This is a genomic window from Anabaena sp. CA = ATCC 33047, from assembly GCF_963870205.1.
GTDB lineage: Bacteria > Cyanobacteriota > Cyanobacteriia > Cyanobacteriales > Nostocaceae > Trichormus.
The window spans coordinates 83,905-97,883 of sequence record NZ_CAWMSA010000036.1; the positions used below are offsets into that span (position 1 = coordinate 83,905).

The window sequence follows — 13,979 nt, forward strand, 5'->3', positions numbered from 1 at the left end:
CACAGGACAAATAAGCGATATATTTTGGAAAATATATACAACTAGAAGTTTCAGTATAAAAGGTCAGTCATCATCAATGCCTCACTCTTATTATTTTGATACAGAAAATAACGGACGTAAATCTTTTGAGTTACCTGGGGCGAAACCCCACTACAATCCAGATCGCCCTGGACAGGTAGAGCATATTTTTCTGGACTTGAACTTGGATATTCCCAAGCAAAGTTACCAGGGTGTTTGTAATATTCGGCTATCACCGATACGTAACGGTATTGACCGCTTAACTTTAGATGCGGTTAACTTGAATATCGAGTCTGTACAGGTAGATGAAGTAGGGCAAAGCTTTGATTATGACGGCGAACAGCTAACTATTGAGCTATCTGAGCCTACCAAAGTCGGGAAACGGTTATTGATTGCGATCGCCTACTCTGTGGAAAAACCCCAACGTGGTATTTACTTTATTCAACCAGACGCACACTACCCCGACAAGCCCATTCAAGTCTGGACTCAAGGAGAAGATGAAGACTCTCGCTTCTGGTTTCCCTGCTTCGACTACCCCGGACAACTATCCACTTCGGAAATTCGTGTCCGTGTTCCCAAACATTTAATCGCCATCTCTAACGGCGAATTGATTGAAGCTAGAGAAGATGGCAATGACAAAATCTACCATTGGTCACAACAACAAGTACATCCTACCTACTTAATGACGCTCGCTGTTGGTGATTTCGCGGAAATTCGGGAAGAGTGGCAAGGTAAACCCGTTACCTACTACGTAGAAAAAGGACGGGAAGCAGACGCTAAACGTAGCATGGGAAAAACTCCCCGCATGATTGAGTTTCTGAGTGAAAAGTATGGTTATGCTTACCCTTTTCCCAAATACGCCCAAGTTTGCGTCAGTGACTTTATCTTTGGCGGGATGGAAAACACTTCTACCACCCTGTTAACAGACCGATGTCTATTAGATGAACGCGCCGCTTTAGATAACCGCAATGCTGAAAGCTTAGTGGTTCATGAACTAGCACATCAATGGTTTGGTGATTTATTAGTCATTAAGCATTGGTCTCATGCTTGGATTAAGGAAGGGATGGCTTCTTATTCCGAAGTGATGTGGACAGAACAAGAGTATGGTTCGGAAGAAGCAGCTTACTATCGATTATTAGAAGCTCGTAGTTACCTGAGTGAAGATAGTAGCCGCTACCGTCGCCCAATGGTAACGCACATTTACCGCGTCGCTATTGAACTGTATGACCGCCACATCTATGAAAAAGGGTCTTGTGTTTATCATATGATTCGCGCGGAACTGGGCGAAGAATTGTTTTGGCCAGCAATTCAGACTTTTGTTCAGAATCATGCTCACCAAACGGTGGAAACTATCGACTTACTGCGAGCCATAGAAAAAGCCACGGGTCGAAATCTGGCTTTCTTGTTTGATCAGTATGTTTATCGTGGTGGTCATCCTGATTTTAAGGTGGCTTATAGTTGGGATGGTGAGGCGAAGTTAGCAAAACTGACGGTGACGCAAACCCAAGCCAAAGACAATAATAGTAAAGAGTTATTTGATTTAAAGATTCCCGTTGCTTTTGGCTACACCCAACCAGGGAAAACAGCAAAACTGCAAACTTTTACAGTCAGAGTACATGAACGGGAACAGAGTTTTTATTTCCCATTAGCCAAGAAACCAGATTTTATCAGCTTTGATGTGGGGAATAATTTTCTCAAGACTGTCTGTTTGGAGTATCCCATCCCAGAGTTAAAAGCGCAGTTAGTAGCTGACCCAGACCCGATTTCTCGGATTTATGCAGCTACAGCTTTGGCGAAAAAAGGCGGATTAGAAGCGATCAAAGCTTTAGCCGCAGCTTTGAAACATGATCCATTTTGGGGTGTGCGGGTAGAAGTAGCTAAAGAATTGGCAGAGATTAAGTTAGATCAAGTTTTTGATGGGTTAGTTGCGGGTTTAGAAGATGAGAATGCTTATGTGCGACGGGCGGTATTAGAAGCATTGGGAGAAATTAAAACTCGCGCTAGCTATAAGGCTGTAAAAAAGGTAGTTAAAGATGGCGATCGCAGTTACTATGTGGAAGCTGCTGCTTGTCGGAGTTTAGGAGCGATCGCAGCTGCTAATTTAGAAGATAAACCCAAAGAAGAAAAGGTGATCAAACTTCTACAATCTGTTTTAGCAGCAAGAGCCGGTTGGAATGAAGTTGTTCGCAGTGGCGCAATTGGGGGTTTAGCAGAACTGAAAACTTCAGCAGCAGCCCTAGATTTGTTACTGGAATACACTAAAAATGGTGTGCCGCAACCCTTGCGTTTAGCAGCAATTCGTGCATTAGGTAAAATTTCTGTAGGTCAAAGTCCGGTTAATTTAGAACGGGTAGTAGACAGACTTGCAGAACTAGCCAAAGAAACCTTCTTTTTGACGCAAATGGCGGTAGTAGCATCCTTGGGGCAAATGGAGACACCCAAAGCATTAGGAGTGTTGCGATCGCTAGCCAATCAAACAGCAGATGGGCGTGTGTGTCGCTCTGCCGAAGAACAAATTACCAAGGTGCAGAAAAACATAGGTACAGACACAGCCCTGCGTCAGTTACGGGAGGAACTTGATCAACTCAAACAGCAAAACCAAGAACTCAAAAGCCGTCTAGAAAATTTAGAAGCTAAATCTCAGACTGTTAAACATTAGACTGGGGACTGGGGAAAAATCAAGTCAAAATTTTGGACTTTTGACTTGTTTTATGCCCCCTGTCCCATGACTAATAACTAATGACTAATAACTAATGACTAATAACTAATAACTCAATTTCCAATGGGTGGAGCTAGAGGAGCGCGTCTTCTGCTTCCACCTCCGCCAATGCTATTTGGGCCATTGTTATTGATGATGTAAAGATTTTGAAATATTCTCATCATATCTTCGTAGAAGACTCCGGTTGAGGTATTAAACTCATAGCCGTAGGCTTGACGAAACTCATCAGTAACGCCTTTCTCCATAGCTATATAATGAGCGTCCCAGGCTGCGTCATCAACCACATAGCCACCGTAATCTTGCAGTGCATGAAAAATCTTTTTGGCGGCTGGTGTTTTTAATTGGAGAGTGGATTCAGACATAAATGGCGGAATTGCCAAGAGCGTTCCTTCCACTAAAGCCGGGTTTGTACCACCATAAGTAGTTGCTGCATAGCTATCAGCTCTGTCGGCTGGCCAGCGATATCCAGGCACACTTGCAGAATAATACAAATATTTTTTGGCCCATAGCAACAACTTGAGAGTGTGCCGAATTGGTTGACTACCTGTGAGTTCACCTTTGCGAATAGAGCCACCTATAGAAGACAGTCCTGAGCCAAAATGCGCTCCACCTATTCCCTGACCATATATATTCACATCAGGAGAATAGCGTTGACCATATATAGGCCCTCCTTGTACACAGCGAGCTAAAGGCGAAAGTTGTACCAAAGTTTGACCATCCGGCATGAGAAAAGCAGAAACATTATTTGGGGTACTATATGGCTCCAGTGTAGCGTCGGGAACAATTAAACTATCAGGAATCGGTAAGTAGAAATTCAGAAAATTACTACCCGAACATCTTTGAGTCCAGCTACCATTCGCATAAACAGGACGTTTGGGATCAGCAGTATTTACCTGGAAAAAATGCTCGTCATCTGATAATATCCTTCCCGCTTTTTGAATCTTGGCTGGTATGTAACGCGCACCTGAGCCAAGCGGCATATTCCAAATTGATGTGGACGAAAAGGGCCATTGAAATTTGTCTCGTGTCGTGGGGAAGCTAGATGTTGCTGGCAGAGTAAACAAAAGTGTAGCTATCAGACTTGCTAACACCGCGAATATACGTAGTCGCCACTGGCGTTTATAGAGTTTTGAAAGGAAAGACATGAATTTAGCCTGTAATCATTATAACAACATGGGAATATACATAAAGTTCCCATTTGCGCCTGATAACTAACAAGCAACTAAAAATTGCTGTACTTTTATAAAGTATAATTAAGAAGAAGATACAAAACATTTGGGCAGTAGACAACAGCTAAACCGCCAAACTGCTGCTATATGTTCTATATCGTTTTTTTTATAAAAAATTATTGATATCCTCAGCAGCGTAACAGCTTGCAGTTCAAAAAACCAACAAAATTGTAAATTTTCCAGTAGTAGAAGAGGCAAACAAAGGCGTGGGTCAGTATCAACCTGGTCAGCTAAGACGCTACAATCCAGACGCGATCGCTCGTTATTATCGCTATCGCCCTTGGCAGGTTTGGGGGCGGTTAATAACAATAACTTGGTCTTTTGCAGTATTTGTTTTCGGTCTGAAATGGGATGAATGGCAAAATCAGGTCGAGCAGAACCGAGAAAAACGGGCTACCCAGTTAAGAGAGTTACTCACCAAGCTAGGCCCGACATTTATTAAAGTTGGTCAAGCCCTGTCAACCCGTCCTGACTTAATCCGCAAAGATTTCTTAGAAGAACTGATCAAACTACAAGACCAATTACCAGCGTTTGATAATGCGATCGCCTATCAAATTATCGAAACTGAATTAGATAAGTCAGTTTCTGAGATTTTCAGTGAACTGTCGCCTGCTCCAGTCGCGGCAGCTAGTTTAGGTCAAGTGTATCGCGGTCGTTTGTTCACTGGTGAAGAAGTAGCGGTAAAAGTACAACGTCCGTACTTACGCCCAGTTCTCACCCTCGACCTGTATTTAATGCGTTGGGCTGCTTCTTGGTTAGCCCCTTGGCTACCTCTGAATCTCGGTCATGATCTAACTTTGATTGTGGACGAGTTCGGCACTAAGTTATTTGAAGAAATTGACTACCTCAATGAAGGTCGGAATGCGGAAAAATTTGCGAACAACTTCCGCAATGATCCCCAAGTCAAAGTTCCGATGATTTACTGGCAATTTACCAGTAGTCGGGTTTTAACGTTGGAGTGGATTAACGGCTTCAAGCTAACCGATACAAAACGAATTAAAGAAGCAGGTTTAGATCCAGAAGCAATCATCCGTATTGGTGTCACCTCTGGCTTACAACAATTATTAGAATACGGCTTCTTTCACGCTGACCCCCATCCTGGTAATTTGTTTGCGATGCCTGATGGTCGCATGGCTTACATTGACTTTGGCATGATGGATCAGTTGGAGGAAACCACCAAGGAAACGCTAGTTGATGCAGTAGTGCATCTGGTGAATCAAGACTACAACGATTTAGCGACAGATTTTGTCAATCTGGGTTTTTTAACTCCAGACACCAATATTGCTCCCATTGTCCCGGCATTAGAGGCGGTTTTAGGCAATGCCATTGGTAAAAATGTCGGAGACTTCAACTTTAAAACTATTACCGATCAGTTCTCAGAACTGATGTATGAATATCCGTTTCGCGTCCCTGCCAAGTTTGCTTTAATTATTCGTTCTCTGGTGACGCAGGAAGGGATTGCTTTGAGTCTCAATGCCAATTTCAAAATTGTCGAGGTGAGTTATCCTTATGTGGCTAGGCGGTTGCTGACGGGAGAATCTCCCGAACTCAGGCGGCGATTACTGAATGTCTTATTTAAAGATGGTAAATTTCAGTGGCAACGCTTGGAAAATTTAATTGCGATCGCCCGCACCGATGGTAATTTTGATATATTGCCTACCGCCAGAATGGGGTTGCAATATCTACTATCTGATGAAGGTAAATTTCTCCGCCGCCAGTTGGTACTAGCACTAACAGAAGATGATCGACTCCACACAGAAGAAGTACAACGTTTGTGGCTTCTAGTTAAAGATGACATCAACCCCAATCGGCTGTTAAATGTAGCAATGGGTTTACTAGCAGATTTATCTAGAGAAGGAGTAGCTGCTATTCTACCTCAAGCTACATCTTTAGCATTTTTTGATGACAAAACATCAAAAAATCAACAGTAAAAATCAAAGTTTTTACTCGCTCATTGAGACCATTTATTTTTTAATTTTTGGGAGTCTTCATGTACTATTATCCTCTGCAACCGCCATATTTTCTACTATTTGTGGGCTTGTTTATGGCAATAACTTCTGGTTTTGCTTTATCTGGCACACTGCAATCAATTGTCCAAAAATGGCAAAAGAATAATCCAGAAAATCCCTTAACTAATGCTGCATTCCGAAAAAGATTATCTGTACCTTTTCTGGGAATTACGGCGGGAGTTTGTTTATTTATGGCTTCAGGGTTAGAAATATTCGGCTTTCCCTCCTTTCTGGCGTTAGGAGTTGGTTTACCCCTGAGTATTTTGACTTGCTTATTAGTGTGGTTGCAGTTGGGAAGTATGCTCACATTTGCACAACGTCAAGGACTGCGATCGCTAGATTTAGATTCTTTACCCTAAATACATCAGGCTAACCCCTGCTTTTTCCTAGTCCGCCCATGCGGACTTACACCACTTGAGAGATAAATCAGGTACACATTTAATATCATCAATCTTGTGGGGTGGGCAGGAAAGCCCGCCCTTATGTACTTCACTCAGATGAAATTTACTGTATTTATGTAAAATTTTAGTGATTTACTCATTTTTTTTCGGGAAAATTACGAGACTTTAACTGAATTTTCTGATTTTTTGGTTTGAAAAAATTTCTAGCCTTCTCTTGCCAACGCTGGAATTGACTTGGACGCTTAAAATTTTTTGGTCTGGCTTCAGGTGACTTTAAGTAGCGATAATGTAGGAAAACATCACGATAGGGAATACCAACATCTTCACCGCTACAAAGCCGCGTAAAATCTGAAGCATATACACTCATGTAATGAAGATAAGTTATCTGTTTCCCTTTATCGTAAAGAATATTATCTACAACATCAAATTTAGAAGACCAATGACATCCAGTTCCTTCACCATGATAAGCATAATTATAATAGGAAATTCCACTACGTAAAACTAAATAGTTGATCAGCGTTTGATCAGATGCAATCCAATGTAATACATCAGCTTCACCTGATTCCAATTTATCTAGTAAGTCTGCTAACATTGTCTGATCAAAAACCGAGTTTTTAGAAGCAAACCAACCAGAACAAAAAACATCATTTCTGATGTTTTCTCTTTGAAAAACTTCCTTGATTTTTTCTTCTGTCCAATTAAAAATATAGTGGAGATCGGATTTATATTGAAAATCATTTGTCAGCCAATCATACTCATCTAACCTTTGGTAAACTTCATCCAGTGGCTTCATCAAAAGTGTATCACCATCAAAGAAGATAAACTTGTCAAACATTCCATCTAGACAGCAAAGTTTACGGTATCTTTGAGTGCGGAAATTAGGTGGTAAACCCTGTTGTTTCATTAATTCTTGTGATCTAGTATGGGCTTGACATACACGACTCCCAAATTCTTCCCAACGAGCTAGAGAAGCAGCGTCATCAAATAAGGTGACATTTTTTCTAGTCTTAATCTCTGCCTTGACTTTTTCTAATCTATGATCATAGGGAATCACACAAACAGGAATTTCTCTACCAGCATTAACTTCTATACTGTTGAGTAAAGCTACTAATTGGTCATAAACTACGTCATTAGCTAGGGTGTAAATACCGTTAACCATAGGAATACTCCTTAATATTGAATTCAGTTATTTAATTAAAGAAAATAAACGACTGGTGACTTTAGGAACCAAGGCAAATTTACCATGATGTAGATAACGATAGTGTTGCCATAATTGCCAATAAGGACTACCAGGCTTCATTTTTATCCCTGCCCAATGCAGATATTTTAGTCGTTTTCCTTTGTCATAAAGCATATAATTTTGTTGTTGGAAATTGGGAGAACCTGCCCAACTACCAGCACCTCCCCCTGGAATTTTGACGAGATTGCCACGTTTGGCAATTAATTTGAGAACTAAAAAATTTAGAATAGGTTGGTCTGTAACTCCTTCTGTAAAATCAAAATATTCTCGATGTTCTGCACATTCGCGTAGTGTAGCTTCCATTTGTTCCTGAGTTATAATACCCTTGCGTGAACCCCAAAAGCCACTATTAAATACATCTTCTAATTGTGCGTCTGTAAAAATTTGTTGCTCTTTGACTAAGGGTGAAAAGATATTTCTTAGCTTGTCATTAGCATGGTGATAGTCACAGCAGAAGAAATCAACTTCTGAAAGTTTGTCTAAATTATCGGCAATTTTTTCAAAGACAACAATATCCGTGTCGATATAAATGAACTCATCTAAAGGGCCAAACCATGCTACCAATTTACGCATTTTGTTTGGTAGAGCTAAAAAATCTTGAGCAAAAATTTCTCCTATACGATTGGTAAATTCCTCGACAAGTTGGAGATAGGGAAAAACTTGTACTTGATGTAAACTAGACAGTGTATCTGCTACTTTCTGAGAATTTTCATTAAATGGTATGAGATAAACTGGAACTTCTAAATCGTAACAACGAATGCTATTGAGGAGTGCGATCGCATTCTCAATTACGCGGTCATTAGCAACTATATAAATTCCCCTAGTCATAAATAATCCTTATTTGATTAAATTGATTTTTTTCAAAGCTCTTGTCAGTAAATTCGGTGCTGGAGCTTGATAAGACTGTGCAGTAGTGGTGAAATTTGGACGGTTTTCTGGTTCGTGCAAATAACGGTAGTGCAGGAATAAATCTCGATAGGGAAAATCAATATTTTCACCTGCACATACTGCTTGAGTCACTTGAGGAGGAACTCCAATATAATGCAGGTAAGTAAGTCTATTACCTTTGTCATAAAGAATATAATCTTGTTCTTCAAAGTGTTTAGAAGTAGCAGAACAGCCTGTTTTTTGATTCTCTGGTAATTGTTGAGCAAAGTTATAAGTTTTCAATCCAGACTTCATCACCATATAATTGAGCAGTGGTTGTTCACCCGCACCGCCATACAAAATTTCGGCTTCACCATTTTGGAGATTTTCTATCAGCCAATCTGTTTGTTCTGAATTAAACAAGCCACGTTTTGCGCCATAGAATCCTGAACAAAATATTTCTGTATTGAGGCGTGATTGGGGGAAAACTTGCAGTAATTTAGGTGATTTGGTATTATATATTTTACTAATATCTTTAAATTGAAAATCGTAAACAATAAAGTCATAAACATCTAGCTGATGAAACACTGCATCCAGTGAATTCATAACTAAGGTATCTGCATCTAAGTAGATAAATTTATCGAAAGGGCCATCAAAAGCACAAAAACGACGGTGTGCGCCATAGAGACGGTGTTTACTAGGATTCATCCGTTCTGCTGCTGCTTTTAGCATAAATTGATCCCAACGATTAATCGATGCTTGATCATCGTAAAGAAATACATTAGGACGTTTAGCTATTTCCTCAGCAATGCGTTGTGTTTGCTGATCAAAAGGATAAATACAGACAGGGGTTTCTTTGCCTAATATCACATCAATACTGTTGAGCAAAGCCACTAATTGATCGAAAACATAGTCATTAGCGAGGGTGCAAATACCATTCATAATTTCTTAGGATTGAGAAACAAAATTAGACAGCCAATTGAGCAGATTTAATTTATGTAAAATGATTTGACGGGCTTCGGCGATCGCATCCTTAGCCGCATACCAAGCATCAGGAGTTGCAGTTACTTCTTTGATATAAGCAATACCTTTTTCATCTAAACTAGGTAAGCGTAAAAAACTACCTGGTGGTAATAACTTATCAGCCGCCGCACCACCATAATAAATTGGTAAACACCAAGCCAGCAAAGCATCCCATAATTTTTCGCTGACATACCAATCGTTTTCAGCATAATTTTCAATGGATAAATTGTAATAATAAGGAGACATTCCATACCACTTATTACCCAATTCTCCTGATGATTCTGCCCATTGAGGTAAATCGCGTCCATACAAATGACACTGAACTTCACTAGATTGCAGGAGTTCTAAAAACTGCAATCGACGACGATGATTAACACTGCGGTTAATTCCAGAAGTAATCCAACTGCAAGCAGAAACTTTTTCGGGTATGGGCATTTCATTGAGTTCCCGAAATGAGTTGCTATGATACCAAATAGCTGGCATATAATCAGGAGTAGGAGCAAAATCATCCGGGCCTGAAACATACCCACAATACTGTTTTGCTTGTTGATAATTGTGCTTAGTAGTTTCAATTACCTCATCTAATGGCGGTTCTCGTAACAGATAAATTATCCTTTCTTGGGGTACATTTCTGATGAGGGATTCCACATTAATTTTTGGTTTTGGGTGTTTTCGTCGTAATTTATCTAGCCAAGATTGTGGCTGGTTTTTTTTAGGGAAATCAAATTGATACATCAGCAAAAAATCTGGTTTTTCCGCCAATGCTTGCATTTGGATATTTCCCCAAACTCCAAAGGTATGTGGAGTTTGTTGCCATAACCAATCACCTCTTTTGTTAAGATTACGATAACCGCTAATCATTCCGACAGTTTTTAAAGACATTTTCCTGGTGAGTTATTAGTGAATACTTAAAATGGAGTTGGTTGATTTATCCTGTGATGGCAGGAAGCAAAGATTGATCAACATGGCTGAGAATTTTAGCGGCGCGATTTTCCCAAGAAAATTGCTTGACAAACTCAATCATTTTCTCGTAACCATCTATCTTTCTAGGATGAGTTTCTAACACCTGTTGCAGACAAGCTACAAATTGACTAGGGTTATCAGGTTCACACCAAGCAGCAACTGCCGGGGTATTTTCAAACTCAATTAATGAGGGAATTCTTGTGGCAACAATCGGAGTACCAGAGGCTAAATAATCAAATAGCTTCAGGGGAGAAGTGAAAGTTGCTGCTTTTCCTAAACAATGTGGATGAGCTAAAATGTCCGCAGCTTGCAGCAGAGAGGGTAAATCATTATGTAAGACGTAGCCCAAAAATTTCAAATTATTAACTTGCTGATCTTTTACCAATTGCTGATAGTATTCCACCTCCTCTGGTTTACCTCCTGCACAAGCAAATTGTACATTGGGCATTTCTTTAGCAACATCAATTAGTAAATCAATTCCTTTAAATTTCTGTAATGCTCCTGCATATACTACTAAATGCTTTCTGCCATCTTGCAATAACTTTCCTCGCCAAATGGCAGCTTTTTCTGGTTGTCTCTCTATAAATAAACGATTAAAACCATTGTGTAATGTAATTACTTTTTCTGGTGGTATGCCGTTTTTTATCATGCTTTCCCGGACTGTTTCTACAACTGTTACGGTAATTTGTAACAGGGGGTTATGCACAATTTCTGGCTCAAATTGTTTATCTTCATGATGATGATGTTCGTAAATTGCTGGAATGCCATTTTTAATTGCTGCTTTGATAAAGTTCCAGCTACGACTATGTACAAGTTTGGTGTAGGGGATAATATGAACAGGAAAATAATATTTAGTAGCTATAGTATTAGAGTTGGTAAATTTGCTCTTAAAATAATCAATTGGCCAAGGCATTGGTAAAGGAGCAGCTTTTAATTTATCTTGAAGATTGTAATAATTAATTAATTTTGAGTCGATTTTTCGTGGTTGAAAAGGACGAGCTAAAGAAAGAGGGTTAACTGCTGCTAATCCTTTTTGGGGATAAACTAGAACTGTAGAATAACCTAAATTAGCTGCTCCGTTAGCTGCATTGGTAGATTGTACAAGGTGAGCTTCTGGTTGGGGTAACTCTGAGTTCACGAAAAAAATATAGTTGTTGTGGGATTTTTTCATATTACATTTTATCCATTGATACTATTTTCAAGCTTGCCTAAGTTACTTAAGAGATAAGTTGTATATTCATAAGCTTGGCCAATTAGTTTATTTTGTTCTTCGCTGGAATAAACTTCATTATCTAAGAGGTTGCAAAGACAGCTAACTAGAGGATTTATACAATTGCGAATATCAACAAAAATATGATTTAATTTTTGATAATAGTTAGTAATTCGACTACGGTTTTCTTCATCTAATTCCACCAATAATCCTTGATTTTGCTGATTGATAATATCATCACAAATATCTATAGTGTTAAGAATTCTCCAGGCTGATTTGTACGATTCTTGAATTAATCCCTGGCGTTCTTGAGGGTGATCAACCAAATCATCAAGTACGAGGCCGAGTAAACCCATCATCGAGTTTAATTGTGTGCGTATTTCATAAGAAACCCGGCTTAATATCTTACTCTTTTTTTCGGAAGATTCAGAACTACTAGAAAATTGCATTGAGTACAAATGTGAGTAGTAACCACCTTTTTGTAAAAGTTGCTCGTGGGTTCCGACTTCAACTACCTTTCCTTGATCTAAGACGGCGATTTGATCAGCGTTTTGGACTGTGGAAAGACGGTGAGCAATTACTAAGGTGGTGCGATCACGACTCAAATCATCCAAAGCTTCCTGTACCAAACGTTCGGAAACAGTATCTAAAGCACTGGTAGCTTCATCTAAAATTAAGATTTCTGGGTTTTGCAGCAAAGCGCGGGCGATCGCTAATCTTTGTCTTTGTCCACCGGATAACATCACACCGCGATCGCCGATGATTGTCTCAAATCCTTGTGGTAATTTCTCAATAAATTCGTAAGCATTTGCCCGCTTTGCAGCCATGATAATTTCGTCTTCAGTAGCTTCTCGGACACCATAGGCTAGATTATTTCGCACTGAGTCATTGAAAAGAAAAGTATCTTGACTAACTACTCCCATTCGCTTTCGCAACGATGAAATATCAAATTCACGTAAATCTTTACCGTCAATAGTAATATTGCCAGAGGTGGGGTCATAAAATCTGGGTAATAGCTCTGCTAATGTGGATTTACCAGCACCAGAACCCCCTACTAACGCTAAAGTTGTACCACGGGGTAAATATAAATTTATCTCTTTGAGTATTAACTTCTCATTGCCTGGATAGGCAAATGACACAGAGTTAAAATGCACTCCCTCCTGTAATTTTGTGTATATCACATTACCATTCCTCATGAATGGCTTATCATCACGACGTAAAAACTCACTAATAATCTTGACGCTGGGGGAATTATTAGCAAAGCTACCCCGAAGACTATTCAACTGAGAAACTAAGGGTAACAGTCGCAGTAATACTAATAAATAAGTCAGTAGTACAGCTGATAAAGCAGAAATTTGTTCAGAAAAGAATGTTTTACTTAAAAACACAATGAACAGCAGGGATGTAATACCCATCACTTCACTGACTGGCCCGATTAATTCGGAATTTACTTGAGAATTAAAATCTGCTTTTTCCCGCTCATGAATTAACTGTTTCAGCTTTTCATATTCTCTGTTTTCGTTGCCTGTAGTTTTGACTAAACGAATACCATTGAGTGTTTCCAGCACTGAGATAGAATAGGCTTTTGACATTTCACTTAGCTGCTTGCCAAACTTCCGAGAACGCGCAACTACAGATTGATTAATCAACGTCACCAATGACAGCAAGATTGTGGCAGCTATAGTTAATTGCCAAGAAATTGACAATAACAAACCTATAAAAACTAAAATAGTAGCAATCAGGACAAATAATTTAATTGCATTCCCTATAGAAGTGGCAGCACGTCCAATTTCTCCACCCAAAAGGTTGATGATATCACCAACTTTTGTTTTCGCATAGTAATCTATATCAATATTTAGTAATAAATTTATTCCTTCTTCCCGGATATCCGATGTTAGTCTACGGGTTAAAGTTTTCGATACTAATGAACTAAAATATGTAGCTAAGTTTTTTAAGGTAATTGTGAAAATAATTGCTCCCGCCATTACTCCAATGCGGTAGTTTTCTGGAACTTGATCAAATGGAGTCATGATAGCTTGGAGTAAAGCCGGAGAGCCTTTTAAGTCTACTGATTGCCCCACTATTCTTAAAATTACTGGCACAATCAGAGCCGTACTCACCCCATTAAATAAAGCTCCAGAAAATCCTAATAATATTGTCAGCATCACTAACCCTGGGTAGGGTTTCGCAAATTTTAGTAGTAGGCTCCTGGTAGACATTTAATTATTTAGGTAACAGTGGTGGATTTTTGGGAAATAAACCTTTAAGCCTGGGATTAATTTCTAATTTCTTTGCCAGCA

At 39.4% G+C, this 13,979-nt stretch carries 10 protein-coding genes; 3 read left to right on the forward strand and 7 right to left on the reverse strand.

Features of this window, described 5'->3' with window-relative positions:
* Positions 1 to 76 precede the first annotated feature (76 nt).
* The gene (locus AACS98_RS08845; protein ID WP_066378464.1) at positions 77 to 2,677 is read left to right on the forward strand and encodes a M1 family metallopeptidase; all 2,601 of its coding nucleotides are present in this window, start codon (positions 77 to 79) and stop codon (positions 2,675 to 2,677) included.
* A gap of 113 nt (positions 2,678 to 2,790) precedes the next feature.
* Here AACS98_RS08845 and AACS98_RS08850 read toward each other — a convergent pair whose 3' ends face one another.
* Complete coding sequence (locus tag AACS98_RS08850) at positions 2,791 to 3,882, reverse strand: hypothetical protein (RefSeq protein WP_066378465.1); 1,092 nt, start codon at positions 3,880 to 3,882, stop codon at positions 2,791 to 2,793.
* 290 nt (positions 3,883 to 4,172) lie between these two features.
* Here AACS98_RS08850 and AACS98_RS08855 point away from each other — a divergent pair, with 290 nt between their 5' ends.
* On the forward strand, positions 4,173 to 5,897 hold the full coding sequence (locus tag AACS98_RS08855) for an ABC1 kinase family protein (protein WP_066378467.1): 1,725 nt from the start codon (positions 4,173 to 4,175) through the stop codon (positions 5,895 to 5,897).
* 59 nt (positions 5,898 to 5,956) lie between these two features.
* A complete protein-coding gene (locus AACS98_RS08860) occupies positions 5,957 to 6,334 on the forward strand; it encodes a hypothetical protein (protein ID WP_066378469.1) in 378 nt (125 codons plus the stop codon).
* A 178-nt stretch (positions 6,335 to 6,512) separates the two neighbouring features.
* On the opposite strand, the gene AACS98_RS08865 is transcribed toward AACS98_RS08860, so the two are convergent.
* The 6 genes from AACS98_RS08865 to AACS98_RS08890 are packed head-to-tail and all read right to left on the reverse strand — an operon-like array spanning position 6,513 to position 13,898.
* Positions 6,513 to 7,535: an Npun_R2821/Npun_R2822 family protein gene (locus AACS98_RS08865; RefSeq protein ID WP_066378475.1), complete on the reverse strand. Its 1,023-nt coding sequence runs from the start codon at positions 7,533 to 7,535 to the stop codon at positions 6,513 to 6,515.
* Positions 7,536 to 7,562: 27 nt separating this feature from the next.
* Positions 7,563 to 8,444, reverse strand: a complete 882-nt coding sequence (locus tag AACS98_RS08870) for an Npun_R2821/Npun_R2822 family protein (protein WP_066378478.1) — start codon at positions 8,442 to 8,444, stop codon at positions 7,563 to 7,565.
* 9 nt (positions 8,445 to 8,453) lie between these two features.
* Positions 8,454 to 9,425 (reverse strand): Npun_R2821/Npun_R2822 family protein, encoded by a 972-nt coding sequence (locus AACS98_RS08875; RefSeq protein ID WP_066378480.1) that lies wholly within the window; start codon positions 9,423 to 9,425, stop codon positions 8,454 to 8,456.
* 6 nt (positions 9,426 to 9,431) lie between these two features.
* The gene (locus tag AACS98_RS08880; RefSeq protein WP_066378482.1) at positions 9,432 to 10,388 is read right to left on the reverse strand and encodes a glycosyltransferase family 10 domain-containing protein; all 957 of its coding nucleotides are present in this window, start codon (positions 10,386 to 10,388) and stop codon (positions 9,432 to 9,434) included.
* 46 nt (positions 10,389 to 10,434) lie between these two features.
* A complete protein-coding gene (locus AACS98_RS08885; RefSeq protein WP_066378485.1) occupies positions 10,435 to 11,640 on the reverse strand; it encodes a glycosyltransferase family 4 protein in 1,206 nt (401 codons plus the stop codon).
* An 8-nt stretch (positions 11,641 to 11,648) separates the two neighbouring features.
* Complete coding sequence (locus AACS98_RS08890; RefSeq protein WP_066378487.1) at positions 11,649 to 13,898, reverse strand: ABC transporter ATP-binding protein; 2,250 nt, start codon at positions 13,896 to 13,898, stop codon at positions 11,649 to 11,651.
* Positions 13,899 to 13,979 lie beyond the last annotated feature (81 nt).

What these genes read in the sequence shown, in the direction of transcription:
- AACS98_RS08845 (WP_066378464.1), top strand. Translation starts at nt 77, where the DNA reads ATGCCTCACTCTTATTATTTTGATACAGAAAATAACGGACGTAAATCT.
- AACS98_RS08850 (WP_066378465.1), bottom strand. Translation starts at nt 3,882, where the DNA reads ATGTCTTTCCTTTCAAAACTCTATAAACGCCAGTGGCGACTACGTATA.
- AACS98_RS08860 (WP_066378469.1), top strand. Translation starts at nt 5,957, where the DNA reads ATGTACTATTATCCTCTGCAACCGCCATATTTTCTACTATTTGTGGGC.
- AACS98_RS08865 (WP_066378475.1), bottom strand. Translation starts at nt 7,535, where the DNA reads ATGGTTAACGGTATTTACACCCTAGCTAATGACGTAGTTTATGACCAA.
- AACS98_RS08870 (WP_066378478.1), bottom strand. Translation starts at nt 8,444, where the DNA reads ATGACTAGGGGAATTTATATAGTTGCTAATGACCGCGTAATTGAGAAT.
- AACS98_RS08875 (WP_066378480.1), bottom strand. Translation starts at nt 9,425, where the DNA reads ATGAATGGTATTTGCACCCTCGCTAATGACTATGTTTTCGATCAATTA.
- AACS98_RS08880 (WP_066378482.1), bottom strand. Translation starts at nt 10,388, where the DNA reads ATGTCTTTAAAAACTGTCGGAATGATTAGCGGTTATCGTAATCTTAAC.
- AACS98_RS08885 (WP_066378485.1), bottom strand. Translation starts at nt 11,640, where the DNA reads ATGAAAAAATCCCACAACAACTATATTTTTTTCGTGAACTCAGAGTTA.
- AACS98_RS08890 (WP_066378487.1), bottom strand. Translation starts at nt 13,898, where the DNA reads ATGTCTACCAGGAGCCTACTACTAAAATTTGCGAAACCCTACCCAGGG.